Raw genomic sequence first — 26068 nt, 5'->3', positions numbered from 1 at the left:
GTTTATCCGTGACGCAGGATATCGGCTGCCGCGTCGAGGCCTTCCTGGGTGCCCACCGCCACCAGCAGGTCGCCTGTGTGAAGGACGACGTCGGGTCCCGGCGAGGGGAGCACCTCGCCTTCGCGCATGATGGCCACGATGGAGACGCCGCACCTGGTGCGGATGCAGGCCTTGCCCATGGGCTGGTTCTGGAACGGGGAGTCCGGGGCGATGGAGAACTGGCGGGTCACAATTCCCGGAACGTCCTTGTGCTCTTCCGTCAGTTTCATGGCCAGGTGCTGCCCGCCGAGGAGATTGCCCAGGGTTGCGGCCTCCTCGCTGGTAAGGGGTATGGATGCCTGGCAGGTATCGGGATCATCCCAGGTGGAAACAATCAGTTCCGTCTGGCCCTCACGCAGCTCCACCACGCCGATCCGGCGGCCGGAGGCCGTCATGAAATCCTTGCGCCGGCCCAGGCCGGGAAGGTTCGTTTCGTCCACGTTCATGCCTCCAGCCTAGTCTGCCAAGCCCCTGTTGGCGTGGGGACGGCCCCGGGTCCGGGAGGTAGCGCAGGACCAGCCGGCGTCCCCTGAATCCGCCGCGCCTAGGCGGCCGGAACCACCGCGATGGGGGCCTTGTCCGGAGACTTCACCGGCAGCAGGACCAGCAGCCCGGCCAGGAGCACCACCATGATGCCCAGGATGCCCCAGCGCTGCGCCTCGCCCGGGGCCACGAAGGGAGTGGCCAGGGCGATGCTCAGGGTGAAGAGCGCCGGCGCCAGGAAGCTGACGGCGCGGCCGGTGGTGGCGTAGAGGCCAAAGAGCTCGCCGGATTCCCCATGCGGGGCAAGCCGGGCAAGGTAGGCCCGTGATGAGGACTGGGCGGGCCCCACGAACAGGCAAAGGAAGAGCCCGAACACCCAGAAGGTGGTGCTGCCGGCCCAGGCCATGCCCAGGAACACGTAGTCGCCGTTGCCGAGCACCAGGATGACGGTGCCGGCAACCAGGAGGCCCGCCAGCGATCCGATGATCACCAGCTTCGGGCCGATCCGGTCGTCCAGGAACCCGCCGATGACCGCGCCCACAGCCGCCACCACATTCCCGAAGATGGCGAAGAAAATCACCTGGGACAGCTCAAAGCCGAAGGTGCCCGCGGCGATGATCCCGCCGAAGGTGAAGACGGCGGCCAGCCCGTCGCGGAACACGGCGCTGGCCAGCAGGAAGTAGATGGTGTGCGGGCTGGTGGCGTAGATCGCCTTGATCCGCCGGACCAGCAGCCCATAGCTGGCCAGGAAGCCGAGCCGCCGTGCCTGGGCAGCGCGGGGGAGTTCGGGAACGGCGAAGAGCACGGGAAGGGCGAAGATGAAGAACCAGAGCGCCGAAAAGACGGCCACCAGGCGGATGTTCAGGCTGTCCTGCGTGGACGCCCCGAACCAGTCAAAGCGGGGCTGGACGAACAGCTGGAGCACGATCAGCAGGGCCACGATGCCGCCAAGGTAGCCCGCGCCCCAGCCGAGGCCGCTGACCTTGCCGATGTTCCGCGGCGTGGAGATCTGCGCGAGCATGGCGTTGTAGTTGACGCCCGCGAACTCGAAGAACACGTTGCCCAGCGCAATGAGGGTCACGCCCAACAGCAGGAATTCCGGCTGCGGGAACACGAAGAAACACAGCGCCGTGAGGATGGCGACGGCGGCCGTGTTGACCCCCAGCCACAGCTTGCGCCGGCCGCCGGCGTCAGAGCGCTGGCCGGTGACCGGTGCCAGCAGGGCAATGGCCAGGCCTGCGACTGCCAGTGCAGCTCCAAGGACCGCCGAGGCCCGGTCTTCGCCGCCGAAGGCGTTGGAGGTGAGATAGACGGTGAAGACGAATGTGGTCATCACCGCGTTGAAGGCCGCCGATCCCCAGTCCCAGGACGCCCACGCCAGGATGCGGCCCTTGCTGGTGGCCTGGGTCCCGGATTCAAGTTCCGAGGACGACTGCGTTGCCCCGGGAGCGCTGGCGCTGTTCATAGGATGCATCGTATCCGCCTGCGGCGAACAGGACGCGGAGCGAACCCCGGGACGCCGGTGTCGGCGGGCGGCCTGCCGGCAAAGACGGGGAAAGCGGCACCGCGGCCTTGATAAACTGAACCTTCCCGGACCCAACGAATGAACCGCCTGCTCCAACTTTTGACAATCGAATCCCTGACGTTGCGGAGATACCAGTGATCACAGTCCTTGCCGTGCACTTTTCGGTGGCTGTCCTCGCGCCACTCCTGTTCAGGGCCTGGGGCCGCAACGCGTTCTACGCACTGGCCGCCGCTCCCGCGGCCTCCTTCGGTTGGCTGCTGCTGCAGCACGGTCCTATCTATTCCGGAACAGGATCCGTCAGCGAAGCAGTCCCCTGGATCCCCGGACTCAAGCTTGAGCTTGCCTTCCGGATGGACGCACTGGCCTGGGTCATGTCGCTGCTGGTGCTGGGTGTGGGTTCCCTTGTCCTGGTCTATTGCGCCCGGTACTTCAAGAAAAAGGACCAGGACCTTGGCGCTTTCGGTGCGCAGCTCCTGGCCTTTGCCGGCGCCATGTTCGGGCTGGTGGTTGCCGATGACCTGCTGCTGCTGTTCATCTTCTGGGAACTCACCACCATCCTGTCCTACCTCCTGATCGGATTCGCGCGGACCAGGCTGGCCGCACGGCGGTCCGCCCTGCAGGCGCTGATCGTCACCACGGCCGGCGGGCTTGCCATGCTGGTGGGCCTCATCATGCTGGGCCACGCGGCCGGAACCTACCGCATCTCCGGCATCTTGGACCAGGCGCCCGCCCTCGCCGGCGGAGACTCCGGCTCCCTGGTGACCGCCGCCGTCGTGCTCATCCTGGTGGGCGCCATCACCAAATCCGCGCTGGTCCCCTTCCACTTCTGGCTTCCCGGCGCCATGGCGGCGCCAACCCCTGTCAGCGCCTACCTGCACGCCGCGGCGATGGTCAAAGCCGGCGTCTACCTGGTGGCCCGGCTCGCTCCCGGCTTTTCCGAGACGGCCTACTGGCAGCCCGTGGTGCTGGGACTTGGCCTGGCCACCATGCTGGTGGGCGGCTACCGGGCGCTGCGGCAGAGCGATATCAAGCTCATCCTTGCCCACGGCACCGTCAGCCAGCTGGGTTTCCTCACCGTGGTGGTGGGCCTTGGCACGCCGGATGCCGCCCTGGCGGGCCTGGCGATGCTCCTTGCGCACGGCCTGTTCAAGGCCACCCTGTTCCTTGTGGTGGGCATCATCGACCACCAGTCGGGGACACGCGATGTCCGGAAGCTGTCCGGGGTGTTCCGGAGTTCCCGCGCGCTCGGGGTAGTCGCCGCCATTGGAGCCGCGTCCATGGCGGGGCTCCCGCTGCTGGCCGGCTTCGTGGCCAAGGAGTCGGTGCTCGAGGCTTTTGTCCACCATGCCAGCGACCCGGCTGCCGGGCCGTGGGGCATGGTGGTCCTTGCCGGCCTGGTCCTGGGCTCCATCCTCACTTTCGCCTACAGTGCGCGCTTCATGTGGGGGGCTTTCGCCGTCAAGCCAGGGGTGGAGCCCACGCCCTTCAAGGCCATCAGGCCGTCGTTCCTGGCCGCACCGGCCATCCTCAGCCTCCTGACCGTCGCCTATGGACTGTGGCCGGCCCCCGTAGATGCGTGGATCCAGCCGTACGCGGCCCTCTTTGCGTCCACCGCGGCCGACGCCGGATCAGCCGCCGGGCAGGCCGGCCACCTGGCGCTGTGGCACGGCTTCACTCCTGCGCTGGGCCTGACGGCCCTCACGTTCGCACTCGGCCTGGCGATGTACTTTGGCCGCAACGCGGTCTCGCGGGCGCAGGCCCTGGTACCGCCGTGGGTGGACGGGGACAAGGCCTACCAGAACACCATCGGTGCGCTGGATGACGTGGCGGTGTGGATCACCGGCCGCACGCAGCGCGGTTCGCTGTACTACTACCTGGCCGTCATTCTCAGCGTCGCGTTCGTGCTGCCCTTGTCCGCCATCCTGCTGGCCGGCAAGCCGTTGCCGGACGGAATCTACCTTGTGGACCCCGGTTCCCCGCTCCAGCTGGTGGTGGGCGCGGGCATCGCGATCGGCGCCCTGGCCGCAGTGAAAGCCAACAAACGGTTCCTGGCGGTCCTGATGGTGTCCGTGACCGGGTACGGCATTGCCCTGATGTTCGCGCTGCAGGGCGCCCCGGACCTGGCCCTGACGCAGATGCTCGTGGAAACCATCATCCTGGTGGCCTTCGTCCTGGCGATGCGCAGCCTGCCGGCCGAGCTCCGGGACCGCACCGGCGGCAAGTACAGGGTGGTGCGCGTAATCATCGGCCTGGGCTTTGGCGCCACCATGGTGTTCGCCGCGATCTACGCCATGGGCGCACGGATCGCCACCCCCGTCTCCCTGGAGTTCCCGCGCCTGGCCTACGAGGGCGGCGGCGGACTCAATATCGTCAACGTCACCCTCGTGGATATCCGTGCCTGGGACACGTTCGGTGAAATCACGGTCCTTGCGCTGGCGGCCACCGGCGTGGCGAGCCTCATCTTCGTCCGCGGCCGCGGCGACCGGATCCTGAAGTCCGCCACGGTTGCCGAGGGCACGGTGGGCCGCCACCGCGGCGTCGACCCCGGCACCCGGGACGCGGCAGCCCTGGCCGTCAGCCGGAAGTTCGCCGCGTCCGCGCGGGACGCGTGGATCGTTGCCGGCCGGACCCTGGCGCCGGAGCGCCGGTCCATCATCTTCGAGGTGGTCACCCGGCTGATCTTCCACTCCATGGTCATCTTCTCGCTCTACCTCCTGCTGGCCGGCCACAACCTGCCCGGCGGCGGATTCGCAGGCGGCCTCACGGCGGGCCTCGCCCTGACCATCCGGTACCTGGCCGGGGGACGGTTCGAGCTCCGCGAAGCCACACCGGTGAGTGCCGGCGCCCTGCTGGGGATCGGGCTCGCCGTGGCTGCGGCTTCGGGCGTGGTGCCGCTGCTGCTGGGCGGCCAGGTCTTCCAGACGGCCATCATCGAACTGTGGCTGCCGGTGTTCGGCGACATCAAGTTCGTCACCTCCACCATCTTTGACATCGGCGTCTACATCGTGGTGGTGGGCCTGGTCCTGGACGTCCTGCGCAGCCTCGGGGCCGAGATCGACGAACACTTTGAAGAGCGCTCCGCGGCTGCAGGCGGAACGCCGGCCGAAGGACAGGACTCCACCTTGGAGGCGCCGGCACCAGCTCCCGACTGGGAGCACGAGCCCGAAGGCATGGCTCCCGAAACCACCGCAAGGGGCCAAGCATGAGTGTGAACCTGACCCTCCTGATCATCATGGGAGCCCTGTACGCCTGCGGCATCTACCTGATCCTGGAACGCAGCCTGACGCGTGTCCTGCTGGGGCTGATGCTCCTGGCCAATGCAACCAACCTCCTGATCCTGGCGACGGGAGGGTACGCGGGGCTCGCGCCGCTGTACTCAAAGGACATTGCGGCCGGGGACTACAGCGATCCACTTCCGCAGGCGCTGATCCTCACCTCCATCGTCATTTCCTTTGCCGTCACCGCCTTTATGCTCGGCATCATCTACCGCACCTGGGTCCTGGCCCGCCGGGATGAGATCCAGGCCGACATCGAGGACCTCCGGGTTGCGGAAACACCAAGCTTCGACGCCGAGGACGACGCCGAGGTCCCCGCAGAGACATCCGAGTTCCCGATGGCCACGGTCCTGGCCGGCGGCCGCGAAATACCCGCGGAGCAGGCAGCAGCGGAAGAAAAGCCCGGCTCGGAAAACATCACCCCCGGCCCGGAAGAAGGCGGAAAGTGAACCTCGCAAGCCTCGCGCCGCTCGCCGTCGTACTGCCCATCGTGGGCGCCGCCCTGACCTTCCTGCTGATCCGCCACTCACGGGCCCAGCGGGTGGTCAGCATCCTCCTGCTGTCCCTCACGCTCCTGCTCGAATGCCTCCTGCTGGCCTCCGTGTGGGACGGCGGCACGGCGGCGGTGAGCATCGGCGGCTGGCTGCCGCCGTGGGGCATTGTGATGGTGGTGGACCAGTTCTCGTCCCTGATGCTGGTGGTCTCCTCGGCGGTGAGCCTGGCCGTGCTGGTCTACGCCACCGGGCAGGGCATGGCCGACGGCGACCAGGACGCGCCCGTCTCGATCTTCCACCCCACGTACCTGATCCTGGTGGCCGGGGTGTCCAATGCGTTCCTTTCCGGCGACCTCTTCAACCTTTACGTCGGTTTCGAGATCCTGCTGACGGCAAGCTACGTGCTGATGACGCTGGGCGGCACGGGGCCCCGCATCCGGGCGGGCGTCACCTATGTGGTGGTGTCCGTGGTGTCGTCGGTGCTGTTCCTGATCTCGATCGCCATGGTCTACGGGGCCACCGGAACGGTCAACATGGCCGATCTTGCCATGAAGCTCGGTGAGCTGGACCAGGGCACCAGGACCCTCCTGCACGTGATGCTGCTGGTGGCGTTCGGCATCAAGGCGGCCGTGTTCCCGCTGTCGTTCTGGCTGCCCGACTCCTACCCCACCGCCCCGGCGCCGGTCACGGCCGTGTTCGCCGGCCTGCTCACCAAGGTTGGCGTCTATGCCATGGTGCGGACCGAGACGCTCCTCTTTCCCGGGGATTCCCTGAATACTCCCCTCATGGTGGCCGCCCTGCTGACCATGGTGGTGGGGATCCTGGGTGCCCTGGCGCAGAGCGACATCAAACGTCTGCTTTCCTTCACCCTGGTGAGCCACATCGGGTACATGGTGTTTGGCTTGGCGATGTCCTCCGCGGCAGGGCTGGGAGCCGCAGTCTTCTATGTGGCGCACCACATCACCATCCAGACCAGCCTCTTCCTGGTGACGGGGCTGATCGAACGCCGCGGCGGGAGCTCCTCGGTGGACCGGCTGGGCGGCCTCGCCAAGCTGTCCCCGCTGCTGGCACTGCTGTTCTTCATTCCCGCAATGAACCTGGCCGGAATTCCGCCGTTCTCCGGCTTCCTGGGGAAGGTGGGGCTCATGCAGGCCGGGATTGAACTGGGGACGCCGCTCGCGTACGTGCTGGTGATCGGCGGGGTGCTTACCAGCCTGCTGACCCTGCTTGCCGTAGCCAGGGTGTGGAACCGTGCGTTCTGGCGCCGGCCCTCGGACGCCGAGCACCCGGATCCGGTGCTGCTTGCCCCGGCCGCCGGGCGGGCCGACGGTCCTGGCGCCAAACGGAACACCGTCACCCTGCTTCCGCGCACCATGGTGGGCTCGACAGTGGGGCTGGTGGTCCTCGGCCTTGCCCTGACGGTTTTCGCGGGGCCGCTGTTCACGGTCTCGGACCAGGCTGCGCGCGACATGCTGGACCGGACCTCCTACATCCACGCTGTCCTGGGCGGAAACATCGACGTTCCGATGGTTGCCACGCCGGGAGGGGGAAAATGAGCCGCCGCCGTATTTCCCTCCGCCAGGAGCTGCCGCTCCTGGTCTGGCTGGTCATTGTGTGGGGTGCCCTGTGGCAGGACTTCAGCCCCGGCAACCTCCTGTTCGGGGCGTTGCTGGCCGTGGCGGTTGCGCGTCTGTTCTACCTTCCGCCGGTGGAACTCAGCGGCCGGTTCAACATCCTGTACGCCGTTCCCTTCGCGCTCGTCTTCCTGGCCAAGGTGGCGGCTGCCAGCGCGCAGCTCCTGTACCTCGCCATCGCCAAGGGGCCGAAGGTGACCAACGCCGTCGTCGCCGTCCCGCTCCGCAGCCGCCAGGACCTGATGGTCACGGCCACGGGGCACGTGATTTCCCTGATTCCGGGCTCGCTGGTGGTGGAGGTGGACCGCTCCACGTCCACCCTCTACCTGCATGCGCTCAACATCAGTTCCCCGCAGGAAGTCGAAAACCTGAAAAACGAGGTGCGGTCCATCGAGGCGGGGCTGATCAGGATCATGGGCACCAAGGAAGAACTCGAAACCGTGCGAATGGAGGCCGGCGCATGATGCAGACCGTCCTGGCTATTACTGCCGTAATTTTCTCGGTGGCCGCCGCCGGTGCCATCATCAGGATCTCCCGGGGGCCTTCACTGCTGGACCGGGTGCTGGCCACGGACGTCCTGTTGGCCATCCTGGGCGGTGCCCTGTGCGTGGACATGGCCGTCAACAGGCACCTGAACAACCTGATGCTGGTGGTGGCCATTTCCATCATCGGCTTTATCGGGTCCGTGACGGTGGCAAGGTTCGTGGCGGACCGGAGGGAGCAGCCCAATGAGTCCTGATTCCACTGGCCTGGACGCCTGGGTGGATGTGCTGTCCGCCGTGTTCATGATCGTCGGGGCCATCATGTCCCTCGGCGCGGCCATCGGCTTGCTGCGGTTCCCCGACCTGCTCAGCCGCATGCATGCCGCCACCAAGCCGCAGGTGCTGGGGCTGTTCCTGCTCCTGGCGTCCATCGGCCTGCAGCTGCGCACCTGGTGGGTGTGGCCTGTGCTGTTGGTGGCGTGGATTTTCCAGCTGCTCACCGTGCCCGTTTCGGCACACATGGTGGGCCGGGCCGGCTACCGCACCAAGCACCTGCACCGCGAGCTCCTCACCTCCGATGAGCTCGAGGCTGTGGTGCAGAAAGCCGCCGCCAAAGCCGCCCGTGAGGACGGTTCCGGCGACGGCTGAACACCGTTCGGCGTGCTGCTAGACGATGTCCTGGCTCTTGGCGAACCGGGTGATGGCGCGCTGGGTGCCACGGTTGGCCAAGACCTGGATGATGGTGCTCACCGAGGCAGAGATCAGGGCGAACGTCAGCGCCGAGTGAAGGCTCGTGGGGACGTCCTCGTGCTTGCCGGTGGGGGGCTTCCGGCCGGTGGTCTTTTCCCAGATGGCATTGACGAGCTTCGTGCCGACAAAGCCTGCGCCGAGGCTCACGCCAGTGCCGAGCAGCTTGATGAAGAGGTTCATTCCTTGTACTCCTTGCGGGCGGAAAACGGGCTGTCCCTAGCCTAACCGGCGATAGCGGCCGGCCGGTGCAGGCCTTGCTCAGGTTGCCGGAGGTTCCGTCCGGAACTTGATCATCTTGTGCGTCCCATCGCAATAGGGCTTGATGGCTGACGCCCCGCAGCGGCACAGTGCCACGGTTTTCCGTTCACGGGGCAACGGTTCGCCGGAGGGCGTGACGATCTCGAAGTCGCCGCGCACGATCAGCGGACCGTCGGGGCACACCACGATGGAGCTATCGGCGGGTTCCTGGTTCATTTTTTGCTCCTGCTTAGGTAGCCGGGGTGACGGACGACGGCGGGGGACTGGCGCCGCTCATGCTGCCGCCGGGACTGCCGCCCTTAGTGACGTCCCGCCGTTCTCCCAGGACTGCAGGAGATGGGCAGACAGCCTGCCGTCCACCGCCATGGCTGCCGTGGCACCAAACACTACGTCTCCAAGAAGTCCTGGTTCGGCCTCGACCAGGCCGCCGGCCAGGTCGCGGCCGGCGATCTGCTCGTGGACGGCGTCTGCTTCCACGTGTTCATCGAAATAGTGGGTGACGGCGGCATCGAAGCCATGCCGCCGGAAACCGCTCCCGTATAAGCGGTTGGGCTGGGAGGAGGTCATCTCATAGATGGCAAGGTGCCCGGTGATGGCACCCCGCAGCCGGCGGTTCAGCGCGAACAGGGACATCAGGTTCACTGCGGCGAGGGAGACGGCCGGGACGGAATCGGCGTAGGCGCCGTATTCGTCCGCCATTCCCAGGCCTCGCAGGGTGCGGGCGAAAAGTGCGCTGTGCATCCGTTCGGGACGTCCGCCGCCGTACTCATCCGCCTGGATTTCCACCAGCGCGGCCTTGGGGCGCCCGGCCAGCCGGGGAATGGCAAAGGTATGGGGATCCGCCTCCTTCAGCTGGTAGATGGACTTATGGATCAGGAATTCCTTGAGCTGGTCCAGGCTGGCCTTCTTTGCCACGTACCGTGAGAGGCTGGGGCCGGTGTCGCGGGCTGCGAGGCTGAACAGGACATCGGCCACGGCGTCGCTGGTGGGACGCGAGGCCGCGGGAAGCTCCAGTTCGCCGGCTGCTTCCCGGGCGGCCAGCCTGAGCGCTGACTCGAACGGTTTTTCCAGCAGGTGGCGGACCTGGATCAGTCCCGGCGCCCATTCCCACTCATCGCTGACGCCTTCGAGTCCGCTGTAGTGGAGCTCGTAGAGGCAGAAGAGCGTCAGCTGGAGATCGTCGTCGCCAATGATGTCCGGGGTGGCAGCCAACTGGCCGGTGACCGCCCGGTGCAGCGCCGCTGTTCCGTCGTCCAGGGTTCGGTCATCGGCGGTGCGGCCGCAGGGGCGGGTGCCAAGGCTGCCGGGCGCCTCCGTGAGAAGGGCGAACAAGGCGGTGCTGGCAGGACCGCGCGCTTCAGGGATTTTCATAGTGCTCCTTCAGGTGCGGCGTTGGTGCCGGTTCCGTGACGTCGTCGCTGAGGCTTCCTGACCGGTTGCTGTTGTCGCCGCTGTTGCTGCTGTCGCTGCCGGCAACGCCTGCGGGAACGGCGGGGCCTCGGGCGGCCAGGATGATGGCCAGCGCAATCATGGCCAGGCCGAGTGCCAGGTGCAGCCAGTCGTCTGCGTTGTTCGCAGGGAGGAAGTTGGCAGGCGTGGTGTCGCCCGCAAGGAAGCCGTACAACCACAGGAGCAGGTAGGTTACGCCCCCGTAGATGAGGAAGTTCCTGGCCTGGGGATGCGTCCGCGCCATCAGGACCCCTGCAATCCCGAAGAGCAGGTGGAGCGCGTTAAGGAGAATGGACACTTGGAAGACGCTCAGTAGCAGCGCCCCTGAACCAGGTCCGGCAAGGCCCAGCGAGCCATAGTTGGAGGTAACGCCCGGGATGAAGCCCAGGACGCCGAAAAGGACGAAGACTATTCCCGTTCCGAGGGCGGCCTTTTGCAGGCGTGTTCGTGGGCCCGCCAGGCGGGTGCTTGCTGCCATGTCCTGTTCTCCTCAAAACCCGGGAGACAACATAGTAAGCATGATTACTAATAAATGCTAAGCAGCCTTTGTATTTCTGCTGCCGGTGGACGTGCGTGCAGTGTGGGTCAGTCCGCCAGCCTTGGCATCAGTCCGCCCCCGCGGAGTGGAGCATTTCGCGCAGGGCCTCGACCACCAGGTCGTGATCCTGCACTTGGGGAAGCCCTGAAACCGTGACGGTGGCCACGGCGCCCACTCCGGTGACGTACAGCGGGAAGGAGCCGCCGTGCGCCGCGTACCGGCCCTGGTCGAACCATCCCTGGTCCTCGATCCGGCCGCCGCGAAGCCGGCCGCGCAATCCCACCAGCAGTGAGGGGACCTCATACCGTGCCGCCGTGCGCTGCTTCGCCCGGATCCAGTGATCGTTATCCGGCGTCGCACCGGGCAGTGCCGCATGGAACAGCACCTGCCCGCCCTTCGTGATGTCAATCGCGATGGGCAGCCCGCGCTCCTTGCCCAGCTCCACGAGGAGCAGTCCCAGGTTCAGGGAGTCGTCGAGGGAGAAGCCTGGAAACTGCAGTTCCCGGACTTCGCCTTCAATCCGGGCGATCAGTGCCGCCAGCGATCCCTCCGGCTGGATGGCATCGGAATCCGGGTCGAAGTCGGTCACATGCGGGGAATTGGCAGCCATGGCCCACAATCTACCCCCGCCGCGGTGTAAACTGGACAACGCCCAACAGGGTATTTCTGCAACGAATCATTTCAAGCAAAAGCAACATTCAACGACAGGGGAGCGCCGCCGTCGGCCATCACTGGCAATGCCAGGATCCGCAGGTGGGCGCTGAGAGTGCGGGCAGCCGCAGACCCTCGAACCTGATCCGGTTAGTACCGGCGCAAGGGAGTCGAGTTCTCGAAGTGCGCGCAGCGGCAGCAGTGCCGGCAGCCGCGTCCACTTTCCCCTCCTGTTCCTCAGGAGGATCACATGGCAACAACAGCAGTCAAGAAGACCAGCAGCAAGTCCTGGCGCGTCGTGGACATCGTGGTGGCGGCCCTCATTGCCATCGCCGGCGGCGTCATTTTCTGGGCCTGGTCCCAGGGCGCGGCCGCAGTGTCCGGCCCCATGAACGCCACCTACCCGCCACTGACCGGCCTGATCGCCGGCGGCTGGATGATCCCGGCCGTGCTGGGCATGCTCATCATTCGCAAGCCCGGCGCCGCGCTGTTCTGCGAGACGGTAGCCGCCACCGGTGAGCTGCTCATGGGGTCCCAGTACGGGGCTTCCGTGCTGTTCTCCGGCTTCGTCCAGGGCCTCGGCGCCGAGATCATCTTCGCCATCTTCGTGTACCGGAAGTTCAACCTGCCCGTGGCACTGCTGGCCGGTGCCGCCGCCGGTCTCTTCTGCGGCCTCAACGACTCCTTCGCTCCGTGGGGCTGGAACATCGCCTACCCCGGCGGGGACAAGCTGGTGTACATCGTCTTCACCGCCATCTCCGGCGCGATCATCGCCGGCGCCCTGTCCTGGATCGCCACCCGGGGGCTGGCCAGGACCGGGGTCCTGAGCTCGTTCGCGTCGCGGAAGGCAGCTACGGAGCCTGTTTTCTCCTGATGTCCGCACCTTCCCGCCAGGGCGCGCCCACCGCAGTGCGTCCCGCCGCCGTCACGGCCCGCGGCTGGGGCTGGCGGCATGCCGGGCGCACCAGGCCGGCGGTCCATGCCCTCGACCTGGACATCCGTCCGGGAGAGCGGGTGCTGCTTTTGGGGCCTTCCGGCGCCGGCAAGTCCACCCTCCTCCATGCTTTGGCGGGGGTCCTGGGGGATGTGAACGACGACGGCGGCGCGGCCGGCGATTCCGACGAGTCGGGTTCGCTGCTGGTTGACGGAGCCTCCCCCCGCGAGCAGCGCGGGCGCGCCGGCCTTATGCAGCAGGATCCCGAGACGCAGGTGGTCCTGTCGCGCGTGGGTGACGACGCCGCCTTCGGCGCCGAGAACCTCGCCGTGCCCCGCCACGCCATCTGGAGCCGCGTGCACGAGGCGCTGGACGACGTCGGACTTTCCCACCTCCCGCTGGACCATCCGACCTCGGTACTCTCCGGCGGGCAGAAACAGCGGCTGGCGCTCGCAGGCATCCTTGCCATGCGTCCCGGCCTGATCCTGCTGGACGAGCCGACGGCCAACCTGGACCCGGCCGGCGTGCTGGAGGTCCGCGACGCCGTGGCGCGGTGCCTGGACAAGACCGGCGCCACCCTGGTGGTGGTGGAGCACAGGGTGTCCGTGTGGAAGGACCTGGTGGACCGGATCGTGGTGCTGCAGCCCGGCACCGACGCGAAGGACGCCGTGCTGCTGGACGGTCCGCCGGACCAGGTGCTCAGGGAGGCCCGGAGCATGCTGATTGCTGCCGGGGTGTGGGTGCCCGGCTATGTTCCGGACACCCGGCTGCGTGCGGCGGATCCAGCCAGCGGGACGGGTGGCCTCCTGCTCGCTGCCGAGGAACTGGCGGTGTCCCGTGAACGGGCGCGGCGCAGCGGCTTCCGGAAGGTTCCGCCGGTACCCGTGCAGGCAGGTATTTCCGCGCAGGTCCGGGCCGGGCACGCCTTGGCCGTCACGGGGCCGAACGGGGCCGGGAAGTCCACGTTTGCCCTGACGCTTGCCGGGCTCCTGGAGCCCGTGGCCGGCAAGGTTTCGGCCACGCTGGACCTGAGCCGCGGCGCCGGAATAGACCCGTACAAGTGGAAGGCCGATCAGCTCATCGAACGGATCGGCACCGTGTTCCAGGAACCCGAACACCAGTTCGTCACAGGGAAGGTGCTGGACGAACTGCTGTTTGGCCCCCGGCACCTGGGCCATGGTGAGGAGCGCGTGGACGAACTGCTGGAGCGCCTGCGGCTTACCCATCTTGTGGATGCCAACCCCTACACGCTTTCGGGCGGGGAGAAGCGGCGGCTGTCCGTGGCAACGGTCCTGGCCGCGCATCCCCAGGTGCTGGTCCTGGACGAGCCTACGTTCGGCCAGGACGCCAACACGTGGGCGGAGCTGGCATCGTTCCTGTCCGAGCTGCTGGATGCCGGCACCGCCGTGGTCTCCGTGACCCATGACGCCGAATTCACGGCGGCGCTGGGTGGAACGGAACTGCGGATGGCCGCGGCGGAACCGGCGGCACCATGAGGCAGGAGCTGAACCTTCGCGGCAACAACGCGCTGCTGACCCGGGCGAACCCCCTCAGCAAGTTCGCCGCCGTCTTCCTCATCACGGCCGTGCTTGCGCTCTCCATAGACTGGGTGTCCGCATCGGTGGCGCTGGTCTTTGAGGTCCTGCTGTTTCCGCTGGCCGGCCTGACGCTCGCACTGCTGTGGCAGCGCGGCTGGCCGCTGATCCTCGCCGCCGCAGTGGGAGGCTGGAGCACCTCCATCCTGGCGCCGGACAGCGGAAAGACGCTGATCGACGTCGGCATCTGGACCATGAGCGAAGGCTCACTGGAGCTGGGCGTGGGCTTCATGCTGCGGGGGCTGGCGATTGCCCTGCCGGCAGTTCTGCTGATGAGCTGCACCGACCCCACAGACCTCGCTGATGCGCTGGCGCAGAAGGCGCGCCTCCCGCACCGGTTCGTGCTGGGAACCCTCGCTGCCATGCGGCTGGTGGGCCTGATGGCAGAAGAGTGGCAGACCATCGGGATGGCCCGCCGCGCGCGCGGGGTGGGTGCCCGCGGCAGCGCCCTGCAGCGCGTGAAGGCGACGCTGGGGCAGAGTTTCGGGCTGCTGGTCCAGGCGATCCGCCGGGCATCGCGGCTCGCGGTGACGATGGAAGCCCGCGGCTTTGGCGGCGGCCGCCGGACGTGGGCCCGCGAATCGACCTACAGTGTGTTGGATGCGTGGGTGCTTGCCGGCGGTGCGGTGATGGCGGCAACAGCGGTTTTTGCCGCAGTCTCGTTGGGCACCTGGAACATGGTGTGGCTGGGGACCTGAAAGCGGGCCAGGCTTACGGGCACGAATAGTTGTAGTCGAAACCCCGCGATACGAACTGGGTCAACTCCACCTCGCCGCCGCCGGTGAGGGGCGCATGCGAACAGGCCATCGCTGCTCCTGACGCGTTCCGGGATCCTGCCAGCCAGCTCGGGAGTGAGTAAAGGTTGCTCGACCCGCTGACAGTTCCAACAATCTGGTCCCACTGCCGGTCCGAGGAGTAAATCCCCACCTGCGCGCCAATGCTGTGGAAGAAATCGGTCATGCCTTCCAGGACTGTCCGGTTGGCATCCTTGTCGGTGTAGGACCAGCTGTTTTCGGTCTCCACATCCAGCCACCAGACGTACGAGCCCGGGTTGCTGATGCCGCGGTGGTGGGCGTCGTCGTATGCCTTGGCGAAGCCGTACATGTAGGCGCACGCCTTGCCGTAATCCCCGTCCTTGCAGGGGCCGTACGGGTTGTGCACCGCCCGGCCTGCCGGGTACTCGTCCTCCGCCGGCCACCACGATCCCGCGGCGCCCGGGTTGGCAGTATTGACGTACAGGGACACCGTGGGCCGGCCAGGGTGGCCCGCGGAACCTTCCGCCCAGTCAAGCTGCTCGGCCAGGCAGGGATTGGTGGTGTTGGCCAAACCGTTGTTGACGCCCACAATGGCAAAAGCCTGTCCCGTGGGGAAAGCCGTGTTGCATTGCGGCCAGGAGATGTCGTTCCCCAGGAGCGACTGCACTCCCTCTCCCGGGGAGGGCACCGCGTAGGCAGGCGAGCCGCAGATGAGGAGCAGGGCCGCGAGTAACGGTGCCGCCATTCCCGGCACGCTCCGTGTGCTGCGGGCCGATGCCCGGCTGACTGGCATCGGCGTGGCTGGTGTCCGGCGCATACTGCCTCCGTTGCCGCTGGACGAACGGGTGCCTTCAGTCTCCCGCCCTTGGAAGGTGCGGTCAAGGAGTCCGTCCCCCTTCGATCGCATCGTTCGGGTAAACGCTCTCCAGCGGCCGCGTTTCAGGCTGCCGTGACGGGACCTCTAACTCATTTATGATATAAACTTGTGTATGACGCAGGAAACCGCTGAACACGTTGCCGCCATGCTGAGGGATGCCCGGGCTGAGAAAGGCTGGACCCAAGGCCAGTTGGCTGCCGAGCTGGGAACGAGCCAGAGCGCCGTTGCCCGCATGGAACAGGGCAAGCAGAACCTGAGCCTGAAAATGATCCAGCGCCTCGAAGTGATCTTCGACCGGAGCATCGTGAACGTGGGCAGGCCACAGATGACCCACCTGCGCGTTGAAGGCGGGCGCACCCTTTCGGGGTCCGTGGACGTCAACAGCAGCAAGAACGCCGGAGTGGCTTTGCTGTGCGCCAGCCTCATTAACCGGGGGACCACCATTCTTCGCCGCCTCGCACGCATCGAAGAAGTGAACCGGATCGTTGAAGTCCTGACCAGCATCGGTGTGGAGTGCACCTGGCTCAACGACACCGACCTGCTGCTCCGCCGCCCGGCGGTCCTGGACCTGGGCGCGATGGACGTGGACGCCGCGCGCCGCACCCGGAGCGTCATCATGTTGCTGGGACCCCTGCTCGATGAGTCAGCCAGGTACAAGCTTCCCTATGCGGGCGGCTGTGACCTTGGTACCCGGACGGTTGAGCCGCACATGCAGGCACTGCGCCAGTTCGGACTCTCGGTGGAAGCGACAGCAGGCTTCTACGACGTGCAGGCCCCGTCCGCAGACACCCGGGACCGCTCCTTTGTCCTGACTGAGCGCGGCGACACTGTCACGGAAAACGCCATCATGGCCGCGGCCCACCGTGAGGGCACCACCGTTATCCGGAATGCCAGCCCCAACTACATGGTGCAGGACCTCTGCTTCTACCTGGAGATGCTGGGAGTGGTTATCGAGGGGGTGGGAACCACCACCCTGAAGATCACCGGACGCCGGTCAATCGATGCCGACATTGAGTACTACCCTTCGGAGGATCCCATCGAGGCCATGAGCCTGATTACCGCGGGCATTGTCACCAACTCGGAGGTGACCATCCGGCGCGTGCCCATCGAGTTCATGGAAATCGAGCTGGCAACCTTGGGGCAAATGGGCCAGCAGTTGGAGATCTCGGGCGAATACATGGCCCGGAACGGCCGGACACGGCTGGTGGACGTCACCACCAAGCCTTCCGAGTTGCGCGCTCCGGAGGACAAGATCCACCCAATGCCATTCCCCGGGCTGAACATCGACAACCTGCCCTTCTTTGCGGTCATCGCAGCGAACGCCCATGGCCAGACCATGATCCACGACTGGGTGTACGAAAACCGGGCCATCTACCTGACCGAGCTGAACCGGTTGGGCGCCCAGGTGCAGCTCCTTGATCCGCACCGGATCTACGTCAACGGCCCCACCAAGTGGCGCGCCGCGGAGGTTGGCTGTCCGCCCGCGCTCCGCCCGGCAGCGTGCCTGCTGTTGGCAATGCTAGCCGCGCGGGGAGTGTCCGAGCTGCGGAACATCTATGTCATTGAGCGTGGCTACGAAGACCTGGCGGAACGGCTTAATACCATCGGGGCGAAAGTGGAGTACTTCCAGGACTAACCATTCACGCTTCGTCATGAAGTGTTGTTGACCCTCAATTTCGTCCCTGTTGTCGGAGAATGTCGGTATGCGAACTTTCGGCGTCGAGGAAGAGCTCCTGATCGTTGATCCGGAGAGCGGGGAGCCGCTTGCCCTGGCGGATGCGCTGCTGTCCGGCCGCCGAATGGCCGCCGACGACTCGCCGGATGCCCCCCGCCTCCTGGAGACCGAAGACAAAACCGTTTACGACGACGAGATGGGCCTGAGTGCCGAGCTCAAGCTGGAACAGATCGAAACCCAGACGCGGCCCTGCCTGGAGTACCGTGAGCTCCTGGAACAGATCCGGGCCGGGCGGGCACTGGCAGATAAGGCTGCCAAGAAAAACCACGCACGGGTGGCCGCCCTGGCCACCTCGCCACTGGGCTTGGCCAGCCACACCACTCCGGATCCCCGCTACGCGCGGATGCTTGAGCGCTTCGGCCTGACTGCCCAGGAGCAGCTGACGTGCGGCTTCCATGTCCACACATACATTGAGTCGCACGACGAAGGCGTGGCCGTCCTGGACCGCATCCGGGACAAGCTCGCCGTCCTTACCGCCTTGAGTGCCAATTCCCCCTTCTGGAACGGCATCCAGACCGGCTTTGAGAGCTACCGGACCCAGGCCTGGAACCGTTGGCCGACGGCCGGGCCCACGGGCATCTATGGCACGTACTCCGCGTACCGGCGGGTGGTCACGCGGCTCCTGGACAGCGGGGTCATGCTGGATGAGGGCATGTTGTATTTTGACGCCCGGCTCTCCCGCAACCATCCCACGGTGGAGGTCCGCGTAGCCGATGTCTGCCTCCGTGCTGAGGACGCCGCACTTATAGCTGTCCTGGTCCGCGCGTTGGTGGAGACGGCGAGCCGCGAGTGGCAGGACGGCGTCGATCCTGCCCCCGTGCCCACGGTGCTTTTGCGCATGGCGTCCTGGCAGGCGAGCAGTGCGGGCCTCAGCGGGGAGCTGCTCGACTTTGGCACATTCCGCCCGGCGAGGGCCGCTGACGTGGTGCGCTCACTGGTGGACTACCTTGCCCCGGTACTGCAGGAACAGGGTGAACTTGCCCTGGCCCGGCAAGGGGTGGAAGACATCATTGCGCGCGGAACAGGAGCTGCCGAACAGCGGCGGGTCCGGGACAAGGTCCTGTCCTCGTCGCAAGGCGGGGACCTCGGCTTCGATGCAGTGGTAAAGCATGCAGTCGACGTGACCATGCGCGGCGGACTGGATCTTTCACAGGTGGACGAGGCCCCCGAACTGCTGCGCGTCAGGCAGTCCTAGCGGGCAGTGGTTTGGGGGCAGAAAGGCGTAGGTTAGGGGACCGAGACGAATTCGCTGAGCCACAGATGCCATTCCGGAAATGGGTCCTTCGGCAGTTCGTCTTCGGAAGGGCCAGGGTCTTCGGGCACATCGAAATCCGGGAGGTCCAGGTCCTTCACCAGGTCAAACTCTTCCGGCAGTGCAAAGCACGCAGGTACCTCAAAGTCGTCGGGCATGCTGAAGTACTCGGGCACGTACAAGTCCTGACCCTTCGGCCTAGCCGCTGAAGATGCGTTCCGTAGTCCCGCATTCCGGTCCGGCCACTTGGGTGGTTCCCAGTCTTGGTGTTCGCTTGTGTAGTGGCGGCCGGTGGGTGAGGTCCAGCCGGGTGGTGCGGTTTTGGTGGCGGGGGTGGGTTTCCAGCCGCTGGTGTGCCGGAGTTTGTGGTGTTTCGGGCACGGCTGTCCCAGGTTCGAGACTCCTGTGGTGCCGCCGTTGTGCCAGGCGAGGNCGGAGTTTGTGGTGTTTCGGGCACGGCTGTCCCAGGTTCGAGACTCCTGTGGTGCCGCCGTTGTGCCAGGCGAGGAGGTGGTCGGCTTCGTTGTCGAGGGAGGGGTTGCTGCAGCCGGGGAAGGGGCATTTTCCGTCCCGCAGCCTGAGCCAGTTCCGCATCGCCTTGGTCACCCGGTAGCTGGTGCGGCCGATTTCCAGCGGCGCCCCGTCCCGCGGGTCCACCAGCACCCGGTAGAAGGAGCTGGCACCGTCGGCGACGAGGTCCCGGGCCATCGAGGCGGGGATGGGGCCGGCCCCGTCCAGCACCGCCGGCTCGTCCGTCAAGCCCATCAGGGAAAACACGGGCACGGTGACCAGCACCTCGGCACGGATTGACTCAGCCCGAATCGACGACGACGGGCCGGGACCTGCCACCTCCCCGCCGCAGGACCTGCCCGCCTCACCGTGCCCGGCCCTGGTTGCCTCGCTGTGTCCGGTAAACCGGGAGATGTTCCCGCCGCCCAGGAGCGCCTCGGCGAAATTGTCGGCCCTGAGCTGGGTCAGGGTGCGGGCCTCGTCCGGGCCCTGCAGCCCCCGGGAAATGGCGGTCAGCCGGTTCCAGACCGCGGACGCCTGGTCCGCGGGCAGGTAGGCGGCCACCCAGGCCATCGCGTCATTATCCGGCCAGTACTCCACCCGCCGGTCCGCCAGGGACTTGGCGTGCCGCTTCGCCAGGCTCTCCGGATGGTGCCGCTCCCGCCACCCCCGCGCCTTGGCCCTGAACCGGTACGCCGGCATCTCCCCCACCGGGCACCCGCGGACCGCCCCCGGGGCGTCCGGGTCCAGGAAATGGGCCTCCAGGGCCGCCGCCGCGGCCGGGCCAAGCCCGACGGTCTGGTCCACCATGGTCCGGGCATGCGCCCAGGAAATCGTCCCGCCCTGCAGGGCGGCCAGGGTCCGGGGCAGCGACGCGGTCAAGGCATGGGCCTCAGCCAGCAAAGCACCGGCGGCCCGGTCACCGATGGCCAGCGCACACCCGACCTCCGCCACCAGGCTCCGGTCCTGCGCCGTGGCCTCGTAAGGGGACCCGGGCGGAGGATTCATCGCCTTCGTCGCCCCGGCAAGGGCCGCCGCGGCCACTGCCTTCACCGCCGCCAACTTCGCCTCGGACCGGGCCACCCCACCCAGGACATCCAACGCCGCATCAGCAACCCGCTGCAACGGATCATCAACGCCCCCGCCAGCGCCCCCACCAGCGCCACGGCCACCGGAAACGGCAGGCCCGCCAGCGGCAAGGCCTCCGCCAGCCAGCGCAGCCATAAACGCAGCAACAGAAGCGTCAACCGCTTCCTCCCCCTGCACCACCGCCGCGTTCGATTCCATACCCCCATCATCCCGAGGGGGTCCGACATTATTAGGCCCTACGATGGCCTTCCGGAAAGTACTTTTGAAGTTTTTTGTGCCACCTATTCGAGGAAGCGATGCCCTCGCCTTCCGGGACAAGAGACGCCGGCCGCAGGTGCGGCAAGCTGTGGCGTCCTGCCAACGTCCCGTGCCATACTCAGCGCGTGGCGGCGTCGTATTCCTTCAAAGCAGGCCTGTGGCGCTATCCCGGGGAAGCCGGTTGGCATTTCCTGACCCTGCCGGCGGACGTCGCGGACGATATCCGCGCGCGCAGTTCCGGCCACAGCAAAGCTTTCGGTTCGGTCAAAGTGGCGGCGGAGATTGCCGGCCACGCGTGGCAAACCTCGCTCTTCGCGGATACCGGGACCGGCACATACCTCTTGCCCGTCAAGAAGGACATCAGGGCCAAGGCCGAGATTAGCGACGGCGACGAAGTGGCCGTCCGCCTTTCCCTGCAGAATCCTTGAGGCCATGGCCCCGGGTGCCGCGGCCGGAGCGCTAGATCTGCTTAAGTGCCTGCTCCAGGTCGCCAATCAGGTCGTCCACGTCCTCCAGCCCAACCGAAAGCCGCACCACGCCGTCGCTCAGCCCAATGGCGGCCCGGCCCTCGGGTCCCATCGCGCGGTGCGTGGTGGTGGCCGGGTGGGTGATGAGCGACTTGGCATCGCCAAGGTTGTTGGAGATGTCGATGATCCGCAGGCCGTCCAGCAGCGCAAACGCCGCGTCCTTGCCCGAGCGGCCGCCGGAGGGGGCGAGTTCCAAGGTGAGGACAGTGCCGCCGGCGCTCATCTGCTTTACGGCCAGCTCGTACTGCGGGTGCGATTTCAGGAGCGGGTACTTCACCCAGCTGACGGCAGGCTGTTCCTCCAGCCATTCCGCGAGGCGCAGGGCTGACGCCGAGGAGTGGTTGACGCGCAGCGCCATGGTCTCGAGGCCCTTGGTCAGGACCCAGGCGTTGAACGCGGACAGTGCTGGTCCGGTGTGGCGCATCAGCTGCTTCACCGGCCCGTCAATGAACTCCTTGGTACCCAGGATGGCGCCACCAAGCACCCGGCCCTGGCCGTCGATGTGCTTGGTGCCCGAGTAGACAATCACGTCGGCGCCGAACTTCCCGCACCGCTGCAGCAGGGGGGTGGCAAAAACGTTGTCGACGACGACGGTGGCCCCGGCCGCATGCGCCAGGTCGCTGACCGCAGCAATGTCCACGATCTCCTGCATGGGATTGGACGGCGATTCGAAGAAGACGGCGGTGGTGGGCTCGGAGAGCGCTTCACGCCACTGCTCCAGGTCAGGGCCGTCCACGAAGACGGTCTCCACGCCCCAGCGCGGCAGGATTTCGTTCAGGATCACAAAGCACGAGCCGAAGAGTGAGCGGGCGGCAACCACCCGGTCCCCGGCCGCCAGCAGCGCACCCAGGGCGGTGAAAACCGCGGACATGCCGGACGCCGTCGCGAAGCACGCCTCGGTCCCCTCAAGCAGGCGGAGCCGTTCCTGGAACGTGGCCACGGACGGGTTGCCGTAGCGCGAGTAGACAAAGCGTTCGTCCTCGCCCGTAAAGGCCCGCTCAGCAGCAGCGGCGGATTCGTACACGAAACCGGAGTTCAGGAAGACAGCCTCGCTGGTCTCCTGGAAGTTGGTGCGGTCCAGCCCGCCGCGGACGGCCTGGGTGTCGGGGCTCCAGCCGGCGGCGTCTTCGTTGAAGGTCACTTAGTTCTTTCCCAGGTTGGTCGGCAGGCCGCGGTTCTTCCAGCCGTTGACGGTACGTTCTCCATAACGGTCCGGTTCACCCTCAAAGCCCTCCAGGACGTTGTAGGAGGTGAAGCCGGCCTGCGTGGCGGCGATAGCGGCCGCGATGGAACGCTGGCCGGAACGGCACAGGAACACCAGTTCGGTTGACTTGTCCTCGGGCGCCTGTTGGCTAAGGTCGGTGATGAAGTCGGGGTTGGGGATTCCGCCCGGGAAGGTCCACTGGATGAACAGCGGATCGTTCTCGGTGGCCTTGGTGTCGGGAATGCCGATGTGGGCCCATTCGCCCTCCGTGCGCACATCCACCAGGATGGCGCCCTGCTCAAGTTTTTCCCAGGCCTCCTGCGGGGTCAGGTCTCCGGCGTAGCTCATGCGTGGCCCTCGCCGCCGAAGTCAAGGTCATCGCCGGAGGACTCGAGGTCGTCAACGGCATCTGCCACGGCAGCGTCCGCGGAAGCGATGGCTGCCGGCAGGACTACCGCCTGCGCCACGATCACACTGCTGCCGTTGAAGGTTGCCGCCGGGCTGCCATGGAGGACATAGCCTTCCGCCAGCGCGGCGGAGATCCGCTCGCAAAAGGCGCGGTCATCCGGCCCGCTGATGAGGCGGTACGACAGTTTCTCTTCAGGGGCAGGTGCGTCAGACACGACGATCTCCTTCTCTCACGCTTGCAGCTCGAATGGGTCGATATGCCGAGTGTTCACCTGAGGCACCCCGCCGCGAAAGGAGGGTTGCCGACCGGCCAGTCAGGGCTTGGCGCCGGTACTCATTACTCCCCAAAAACGTAACACTTGCCGCCCGCGGCCGCACCGCCGTCGTCGTCATGTTGCGTAACTGAAGTAGGCCGGGCGCCGCAGTGGAGCCCAGTGCCGTCCGGCACCTTCACCTAAAGTACGACGGCGGCTCCTCCTTGGGTGTCCGGGGGTGGGCCCGGGGGAGCGGCAGGATCAGGCTGATGCAGCAGCAGGGAGCGCGCCTAAGCGCGCTTAAGAAGGAACGGCGTGGACCCTGTGCCCCAGGCACGTGGTCCACGCCGTACTCGTTGTGCCGTTGCTTAGACGAGGCCCGGGTAGCTTGCCAGGATGTAGTCGGCAGCGGCGGGGCCTTTCATGCGCAGCCCCTTGCGGCCGTGCCTGATGCGGCAATTCATGGCTATCCAGAAATTGGACTCCAGGCCGGGCTTCTGCTGGTTGATGAAGCACCAGCTGGTGTACAGGCCGTAAAGGCGGTCACGGTCGAGGGTGGCGTCCGAGGCCTGGTCAATGTAGGTGGCTTCTTTTAGAAAGAGATCGAACTGCGAATGCGCCATGACGGCTTCCCTTCGCTAAGTGCGGTGGTGCCGCCGTTCGGCTACAGCAGCGAACCTCAATGCCGTGCACGGGGCATGGAGTGTTGATGAAGCCCGCGGAAATCAAGAACTAGTTGAAACCGGGGGCTACTAGTTGAAACCAGGGGCTACAGGGCGGTGTCACTGCCGCATCTACAATGTAGACTTTACTCGTAGACAACGGATTCGGCAAGCGAATGGATTACCTATTCGGGTAAAGGGCTTGCCGCCTTCAAGGACGGAAATCATGGCTTCCCCGAAAGTCCAGTCCCCCACCGGGCCGGCCCAAAAGCAAAAGCTGAGCAGGGAGCTGGTGCTGACCAAGGCGCTCGAAGTTGTTGACGCGGAAGGCTTGGAGGCGCTGACCATGCGCCGCCTTGGCCAGGAACTGGGCCGGGACCCGATGAGCCTCTACCGCTATGCGGAGAACCGCGCCGCGCTGCTGGACGGCGTCACCGAACTGGTGCTTAACGAACTCACCATCCACCCCGACGATCCCGATTGGAAAGCCCAGCTGCGCCGCATCGCACACGACCTTCGGAGCCTTGCGCTCCAGCACCCCAATGTGGTGCCGCTGCTTGTGACCAGGCCGCTCTCCACCCCGCTGGGGCTGCGGCCGCTGGGCACGCTGCGTCCCCTCGAGCAGATCCTGTCCCTGCTGATTGGGGCAGGGTTCAGCCCGTCGGACGCCCTCCACGTCTACCGCGCCTACTACGGCTTCCTCTACGGCCACATCCTGAACGAGCTGCAGGAATTCGTTGTGGACCCGGAGGAAAACGAAGTGCTGCTGCGGCTGGGACTGCACCGGTTGCCTGCCAAGGAGTTCCCGCGGCTGCGTGCACTGGCCCCCGCCCTGGCGGACTACGAAGGATCCGCGGAACTTGACCAGGGGCTAAGCATCCTGCTCTCCGGCCTTGAAGCCCAACTGTCCCTTCAGGACGCAGAGCCAACCGGCTAGCCTGGCCGGACAGGCATTCCGGCGGGGTTATTCGAAAGAGGCCCGCCGCTTGTCCTGCTGCCGCGTGGCCCAGACGTCCGGCCGGTTCACCTTGAAACGGCGGCCGGTCAAAGCACGGGCTGTCAGCCGGATGTAGTTTGCCTTTTCTCCCGGCTGCCATGGCTCCAGCCCCAGGCTGTCCACGGCGTCCTTGTCCGCCTGGTCCTCGATGATCGCCGTATCGCCGCGCAGCACCACGCTCCAGGCCTCTTCGGTATGGGGATCGTAGCCGTCGATCTCCAGGGCGGCAGGCCTCTCTGTCAGGGCACTCCACAGCTTGGTGACGCCGGCGGTACGGAACGCGATGCTGCGGCGGTGCACCACGTAGTTGATTGGAAAGATCTCGGGGTGGCCGTCAACCACCAGTGCAAGGCGGCCGACAGTGTCATTGGCCAGGAGTTCCCAGCATTCGTCAAAGGTCAGGTTGTCATTCGGCTGCGTCTGCGAGTCCATGAACCAAACCTTACGGCCACTGCCCCCGCCGAACCTAGAGTGCAAAGGCCGGAATCACAGGACCGTTTACTGGATGCCCGCGAACAACTCGTTCAGTTCGGCGGTCAGCTCCTTCTGGACGGAGGGCGTGCCGATTTCCTTGCCGTCGATCCGGTTGACCGGCGCCAGCAAACGGACGCTGGAGATCAGCCACACCGCGTCGGCATCCAGCAGGTCCTGCGGCTCAAGCGGGCCGTAGCCCAGTTCCCAGCCCGCAGCCTTCGCCGCGGTGAACAGCGCGCCCTGCGACGTGCCCGGCAGGATGCCGCTGTCCAGCTGGGGCGTGATGAGGCGCTTGACGGAAGTGCCGTCGTCGGACGTTCCTGCGTGGGCCAGCAGCACGGTGGAGGTGGGCCCCTCCAGTACCCGGCCGTCGGAGGAGATGAAGATGACGTCGTCCGCGCCCTGTTTATGGGCATGGCGCAAAGCGGCCATGTTGACGGCGTAGGACAGCGTCTTCGCACCGAGCAGCAGCCAAGGGGCGCGCTCGGCGGCGTCGCTGTCGTAGCCCCGGTCAAGGAGGATGACGTCGATTCCCGTCTCCCGCTGGCGGCGCGCCAACGCCCCCGTGGGGGACACCTGGACCCAGGCGGTGGGCGCGGCGGCGCCCTCCACACCGCGGGTCACCACCAGTTTGACCACGAGTTCGTCCTCGGCGGCGGAGGCAGGCGGATACTCGGACCGGTACTCGCTCAGTGCAGTCCCGATGGCCCTGCGCCACTCGTCCTCCGGCGGGATAACCAGGTCAAGGGCGTCCGCGGAGCGGGCCAGGCGGTTCAGGTGGGCCTGGACCTTCCGCACGTTGCCGCCTACAGCCAGCATGGTTTCGAAGATCCCGTCCCCGCGGGTGGCGCCCTGGTCCGTGACCAGGAGCTGGGGCTTGGAGGCATCGGCGAGCCGGCCGTCCGGGAACGCGGGGTCGAGGAAAACGAGAACCACGGAAGCTGGAGAGGTCATGGCTC

General features: G+C 66.5%; 28 protein-coding genes, 1 pseudogene and 2 riboswitches. Of the genes and pseudogenes, 13 read left to right on the top strand and 16 right to left on the bottom strand.

The annotated features are described in order from the left end of the window. Nucleotides 1-2 precede the first annotated feature (2 nt). Nucleotides 3-485: a cation:proton antiporter regulatory subunit gene (locus U7114_RS12790; RefSeq protein ID WP_157240465.1), complete on the bottom strand. Its 483-nt coding sequence runs from the start codon at nucleotides 483-485 to the stop codon at nucleotides 3-5. Nucleotides 486-583: 98 nt separating this feature from the next. After that, a complete protein-coding gene (locus U7114_RS12785; protein ID WP_323057560.1) occupies nucleotides 584-1987 on the bottom strand; it encodes an MFS transporter in 1404 nt (467 codons plus the stop codon). A 194-nt stretch (nucleotides 1988-2181) separates the two neighbouring features. Here U7114_RS12785 and U7114_RS12780 point away from each other — a divergent pair, with 194 nt between their 5' ends. From U7114_RS12780 to mnhG, 6 genes are read left to right on the top strand one after another with little or no spacing between them, the layout of a single operon-like run. Further along, the gene (locus U7114_RS12780) at nucleotides 2182-5253 is read left to right on the top strand and encodes a Na+/H+ antiporter subunit A (RefSeq protein WP_323057559.1); all 3072 of its coding nucleotides are present in this window, start codon (nucleotides 2182-2184) and stop codon (nucleotides 5251-5253) included. Continuing rightward, nucleotides 5250-5771: a Na(+)/H(+) antiporter subunit C gene (locus U7114_RS12775; protein ID WP_157240469.1), complete on the top strand. Its 522-nt coding sequence runs from the start codon at nucleotides 5250-5252 to the stop codon at nucleotides 5769-5771. The genes U7114_RS12780 and U7114_RS12775 overlap by 4 nt, the downstream gene beginning before the upstream one ends. Further along, a complete protein-coding gene (locus U7114_RS12770) occupies nucleotides 5768-7372 on the top strand; it encodes a Na+/H+ antiporter subunit D (protein WP_323057558.1) in 1605 nt (534 codons plus the stop codon). The genes U7114_RS12775 and U7114_RS12770 overlap by 4 nt, the downstream gene beginning before the upstream one ends. After that, nucleotides 7369-7914: a Na+/H+ antiporter subunit E gene (locus tag U7114_RS12765; RefSeq protein ID WP_157240470.1), complete on the top strand. Its 546-nt coding sequence runs from the start codon at nucleotides 7369-7371 to the stop codon at nucleotides 7912-7914. Before U7114_RS12770 ends, U7114_RS12765 begins: the two co-directional genes overlap by 4 nt. Next, nucleotides 7911-8189, top strand: coding sequence for a monovalent cation/H+ antiporter complex subunit F (locus U7114_RS12760; RefSeq protein ID WP_157240472.1), 279 nt, complete (start codon nucleotides 7911-7913; stop codon nucleotides 8187-8189). The genes U7114_RS12765 and U7114_RS12760 overlap by 4 nt, the downstream gene beginning before the upstream one ends. Continuing rightward, the gene (gene mnhG / locus U7114_RS12755) at nucleotides 8179-8580 is read left to right on the top strand and encodes a monovalent cation/H(+) antiporter subunit G (RefSeq protein WP_321214667.1); all 402 of its coding nucleotides are present in this window, start codon (nucleotides 8179-8181) and stop codon (nucleotides 8578-8580) included. Before U7114_RS12760 ends, mnhG begins: the two co-directional genes overlap by 11 nt. 18 nt (nucleotides 8581-8598) lie before the next feature. Here the strand turns inward: mnhG and U7114_RS12750 are convergent, their stop codons facing one another. The 5 genes from U7114_RS12750 to U7114_RS12730 form a co-directional block, all read right to left on the bottom strand. Continuing rightward, nucleotides 8599-8862 (bottom strand): DUF4235 domain-containing protein, encoded by a 264-nt coding sequence (locus U7114_RS12750; RefSeq protein WP_104999338.1) that lies wholly within the window; start codon nucleotides 8860-8862, stop codon nucleotides 8599-8601. A gap of 78 nt (nucleotides 8863-8940) precedes the next feature. Further along, the gene (locus tag U7114_RS12745; RefSeq protein WP_157240476.1) at nucleotides 8941-9156 is read right to left on the bottom strand and encodes a CDGSH iron-sulfur domain-containing protein; all 216 of its coding nucleotides are present in this window, start codon (nucleotides 9154-9156) and stop codon (nucleotides 8941-8943) included. Between the two features lie 57 nt (nucleotides 9157-9213). Further along, the gene (locus U7114_RS12740; RefSeq protein WP_323057557.1) at nucleotides 9214-10311 is read right to left on the bottom strand and encodes an iron-containing redox enzyme family protein; all 1098 of its coding nucleotides are present in this window, start codon (nucleotides 10309-10311) and stop codon (nucleotides 9214-9216) included. Continuing rightward, nucleotides 10298-10867 (bottom strand): DUF4383 domain-containing protein, encoded by a 570-nt coding sequence (locus U7114_RS12735; protein WP_323057556.1) that lies wholly within the window; start codon nucleotides 10865-10867, stop codon nucleotides 10298-10300. The genes U7114_RS12740 and U7114_RS12735 overlap by 14 nt, the downstream gene beginning before the upstream one ends. A 127-nt stretch (nucleotides 10868-10994) precedes the next feature. Further along, nucleotides 10995-11537, bottom strand: coding sequence for a heme-degrading domain-containing protein (locus tag U7114_RS12730; protein ID WP_157240482.1), 543 nt, complete (start codon nucleotides 11535-11537; stop codon nucleotides 10995-10997). An 86-nt stretch (nucleotides 11538-11623) separates the two neighbouring features. Then, nucleotides 11624-11764, top strand: a riboswitch (TPP riboswitch). Nucleotides 11765-11828: 64 nt separating this feature from the next. Between U7114_RS12730 and U7114_RS12725 the strand changes: the two genes are divergently transcribed. Genes U7114_RS12725 through U7114_RS12715 form a run of 3 tightly spaced genes read left to right on the top strand, consistent with a single transcriptional unit; the run spans nucleotide 11829 to nucleotide 14805 of the window. Then, on the top strand, nucleotides 11829-12452 hold the full coding sequence (locus tag U7114_RS12725) for an ECF transporter S component (RefSeq protein ID WP_323057555.1): 624 nt from the start codon (nucleotides 11829-11831) through the stop codon (nucleotides 12450-12452). Continuing rightward, a complete protein-coding gene (locus tag U7114_RS12720) occupies nucleotides 12452-14008 on the top strand; it encodes an ABC transporter ATP-binding protein (protein WP_323057554.1) in 1557 nt (518 codons plus the stop codon). Before U7114_RS12725 ends, U7114_RS12720 begins: the two co-directional genes overlap by 1 nt. Further along, complete coding sequence (locus U7114_RS12715; RefSeq protein WP_323057553.1) at nucleotides 14005-14805, top strand: energy-coupling factor transporter transmembrane component T; 801 nt, start codon at nucleotides 14005-14007, stop codon at nucleotides 14803-14805. Before U7114_RS12720 ends, U7114_RS12715 begins: the two co-directional genes overlap by 4 nt. A 13-nt stretch (nucleotides 14806-14818) precedes the next feature. Here U7114_RS12715 and U7114_RS12710 read toward each other — a convergent pair whose 3' ends face one another. Continuing rightward, nucleotides 14819-15607, bottom strand: a complete 789-nt coding sequence (locus U7114_RS12710; protein WP_323057552.1) for a hypothetical protein — start codon at nucleotides 15605-15607, stop codon at nucleotides 14819-14821. 244 nt (nucleotides 15608-15851) lie between these two features. Between U7114_RS12710 and U7114_RS12705 the strand changes: the two genes are divergently transcribed. Beyond that, nucleotides 15852-17375, top strand: coding sequence for a UDP-N-acetylglucosamine 1-carboxyvinyltransferase (locus U7114_RS12705; protein ID WP_157240489.1), 1524 nt, complete (start codon nucleotides 15852-15854; stop codon nucleotides 17373-17375). A gap of 67 nt (nucleotides 17376-17442) precedes the next feature. Beyond that, nucleotides 17443-18669: a glutamate--cysteine ligase gene (locus tag U7114_RS12700; protein ID WP_323057551.1), complete on the top strand. Its 1227-nt coding sequence runs from the start codon at nucleotides 17443-17445 to the stop codon at nucleotides 18667-18669. A gap of 32 nt (nucleotides 18670-18701) precedes the next feature. Here the strand turns inward: U7114_RS12700 and U7114_RS12695 are convergent, their stop codons facing one another. After that, nucleotides 18702-18902 (bottom strand): hypothetical protein, encoded by a 201-nt coding sequence (locus U7114_RS12695; protein ID WP_323057572.1) that lies wholly within the window; start codon nucleotides 18900-18902, stop codon nucleotides 18702-18704. A gap of 63 nt (nucleotides 18903-18965) precedes the next feature. After that, nucleotides 18966-20523, bottom strand: a pseudogene (locus tag U7114_RS12690) (DUF222 domain-containing protein); the annotation flags it as partial. 185 nt (nucleotides 20524-20708) lie between these two features. Here U7114_RS12690 and U7114_RS12685 point away from each other — a divergent pair. After that, nucleotides 20709-21011, top strand: a complete 303-nt coding sequence (locus tag U7114_RS12685) for a DUF1905 domain-containing protein (RefSeq protein WP_323057550.1) — start codon at nucleotides 20709-20711, stop codon at nucleotides 21009-21011. Between the two features lie 31 nt (nucleotides 21012-21042). Here the strand turns inward: U7114_RS12685 and U7114_RS12680 are convergent, their stop codons facing one another. The 4 genes from U7114_RS12680 to U7114_RS12665 form a co-directional block, all read right to left on the bottom strand. Continuing rightward, complete coding sequence (locus U7114_RS12680; protein ID WP_323057549.1) at nucleotides 21043-22251, bottom strand: O-succinylhomoserine sulfhydrylase; 1209 nt, start codon at nucleotides 22249-22251, stop codon at nucleotides 21043-21045. After that, a complete protein-coding gene (locus U7114_RS12675) occupies nucleotides 22252-22662 on the bottom strand; it encodes a rhodanese-like domain-containing protein (RefSeq protein WP_157240494.1) in 411 nt (136 codons plus the stop codon). It abuts the gene before it with no gap. Beyond that, on the bottom strand, nucleotides 22659-22937 hold the full coding sequence (locus tag U7114_RS12670) for a DUF1737 domain-containing protein (protein ID WP_321214661.1): 279 nt from the start codon (nucleotides 22935-22937) through the stop codon (nucleotides 22659-22661). Before U7114_RS12670 ends, U7114_RS12675 begins: the two co-directional genes overlap by 4 nt. A gap of 12 nt (nucleotides 22938-22949) precedes the next feature. Beyond that, nucleotides 22950-23064: riboswitch (SAM riboswitch) on the bottom strand. Nucleotides 23065-23344: 280 nt separating this feature from the next. Further along, nucleotides 23345-23599, bottom strand: a complete 255-nt coding sequence (locus tag U7114_RS12665) for a hypothetical protein (RefSeq protein WP_157240496.1) — start codon at nucleotides 23597-23599, stop codon at nucleotides 23345-23347. Between the two features lie 265 nt (nucleotides 23600-23864). Here U7114_RS12665 and U7114_RS12660 point away from each other — a divergent pair, with 265 nt between their 5' ends. Further along, nucleotides 23865-24575 (top strand): TetR/AcrR family transcriptional regulator C-terminal domain-containing protein, encoded by a 711-nt coding sequence (locus U7114_RS12660; protein ID WP_157240498.1) that lies wholly within the window; start codon nucleotides 23865-23867, stop codon nucleotides 24573-24575. A 27-nt stretch (nucleotides 24576-24602) separates the two neighbouring features. Here U7114_RS12660 and U7114_RS12655 read toward each other — a convergent pair whose 3' ends face one another. Then, on the bottom strand, nucleotides 24603-25067 hold the full coding sequence (locus U7114_RS12655) for a pyridoxamine 5'-phosphate oxidase family protein (protein WP_157240499.1): 465 nt from the start codon (nucleotides 25065-25067) through the stop codon (nucleotides 24603-24605). A 66-nt stretch (nucleotides 25068-25133) separates the two neighbouring features. After that, on the bottom strand, nucleotides 25134-26063 hold the full coding sequence (locus tag U7114_RS12650) for an aminodeoxychorismate lyase (protein ID WP_323057548.1): 930 nt from the start codon (nucleotides 26061-26063) through the stop codon (nucleotides 25134-25136). Between the last annotated feature and the right edge of the window lie 5 nt (nucleotides 26064-26068).

Origin of the sequence: Pseudarthrobacter sp. C1, from assembly GCF_034720455.1 — a bacterium.
In the GTDB taxonomy this organism is placed as follows: domain Bacteria; phylum Actinomycetota; class Actinomycetes; order Actinomycetales; family Micrococcaceae; genus Arthrobacter.
Note: the sequence above shows the minus strand (reverse complement) of the source record. Positions and strands in the feature narration are given on the sequence as shown.

Excerpts from the sequence above, each read along its gene's own strand:
- U7114_RS12790 (WP_157240465.1), bottom strand. The coding sequence starts at position 485 with ATGAACGTGGACGAAACGAACCTTCCCGGCCTGGGCCGGCGCAAGGAT.
- U7114_RS12785 (WP_323057560.1), bottom strand. The coding sequence starts at position 1,987 with ATGAACAGCGCCAGCGCTCCCGGGGCAACGCAGTCGTCCTCGGAACTT.
- U7114_RS12775 (WP_157240469.1), top strand. The coding sequence starts at position 5,250 with ATGAGTGTGAACCTGACCCTCCTGATCATCATGGGAGCCCTGTACGCC.
- U7114_RS12765 (WP_157240470.1), top strand. The coding sequence starts at position 7,369 with ATGAGCCGCCGCCGTATTTCCCTCCGCCAGGAGCTGCCGCTCCTGGTC.
- U7114_RS12760 (WP_157240472.1), top strand. The coding sequence starts at position 7,911 with ATGATGCAGACCGTCCTGGCTATTACTGCCGTAATTTTCTCGGTGGCC.
- mnhG (WP_321214667.1), top strand. The coding sequence starts at position 8,179 with ATGAGTCCTGATTCCACTGGCCTGGACGCCTGGGTGGATGTGCTGTCC.
- U7114_RS12750 (WP_104999338.1), bottom strand. The coding sequence starts at position 8,862 with ATGAACCTCTTCATCAAGCTGCTCGGCACTGGCGTGAGCCTCGGCGCA.
- U7114_RS12745 (WP_157240476.1), bottom strand. The coding sequence starts at position 9,156 with ATGAACCAGGAACCCGCCGATAGCTCCATCGTGGTGTGCCCCGACGGT.
- U7114_RS12740 (WP_323057557.1), bottom strand. The coding sequence starts at position 10,311 with ATGAAAATCCCTGAAGCGCGCGGTCCTGCCAGCACCGCCTTGTTCGCC.
- U7114_RS12735 (WP_323057556.1), bottom strand. The coding sequence starts at position 10,867 with ATGGCAGCAAGCACCCGCCTGGCGGGCCCACGAACACGCCTGCAAAAG.
- U7114_RS12730 (WP_157240482.1), bottom strand. The coding sequence starts at position 11,537 with ATGGCTGCCAATTCCCCGCATGTGACCGACTTCGACCCGGATTCCGAT.
- U7114_RS12725 (WP_323057555.1), top strand. The coding sequence starts at position 11,829 with ATGGCAACAACAGCAGTCAAGAAGACCAGCAGCAAGTCCTGGCGCGTC.
- U7114_RS12720 (WP_323057554.1), top strand. The coding sequence starts at position 12,452 with ATGTCCGCACCTTCCCGCCAGGGCGCGCCCACCGCAGTGCGTCCCGCC.
- U7114_RS12715 (WP_323057553.1), top strand. The coding sequence starts at position 14,005 with ATGAGGCAGGAGCTGAACCTTCGCGGCAACAACGCGCTGCTGACCCGG.
- U7114_RS12710 (WP_323057552.1), bottom strand. The coding sequence starts at position 15,607 with ATGGCGGCACCGTTACTCGCGGCCCTGCTCCTCATCTGCGGCTCGCCT.
- U7114_RS12705 (WP_157240489.1), top strand. The coding sequence starts at position 15,852 with ATGACGCAGGAAACCGCTGAACACGTTGCCGCCATGCTGAGGGATGCC.
- U7114_RS12700 (WP_323057551.1), top strand. The coding sequence starts at position 17,443 with ATGCGAACTTTCGGCGTCGAGGAAGAGCTCCTGATCGTTGATCCGGAG.
- U7114_RS12675 (WP_157240494.1), bottom strand. The coding sequence starts at position 22,662 with ATGAGCTACGCCGGAGACCTGACCCCGCAGGAGGCCTGGGAAAAACTT.
- U7114_RS12665 (WP_157240496.1), bottom strand. The coding sequence starts at position 23,599 with ATGGCGCATTCGCAGTTCGATCTCTTTCTAAAAGAAGCCACCTACATT.
- U7114_RS12660 (WP_157240498.1), top strand. The coding sequence starts at position 23,865 with ATGGCTTCCCCGAAAGTCCAGTCCCCCACCGGGCCGGCCCAAAAGCAA.
- U7114_RS12655 (WP_157240499.1), bottom strand. The coding sequence starts at position 25,067 with ATGGACTCGCAGACGCAGCCGAATGACAACCTGACCTTTGACGAATGC.
- U7114_RS12650 (WP_323057548.1), bottom strand. The coding sequence starts at position 26,063 with ATGACCTCTCCAGCTTCCGTGGTTCTCGTTTTCCTCGACCCCGCGTTC.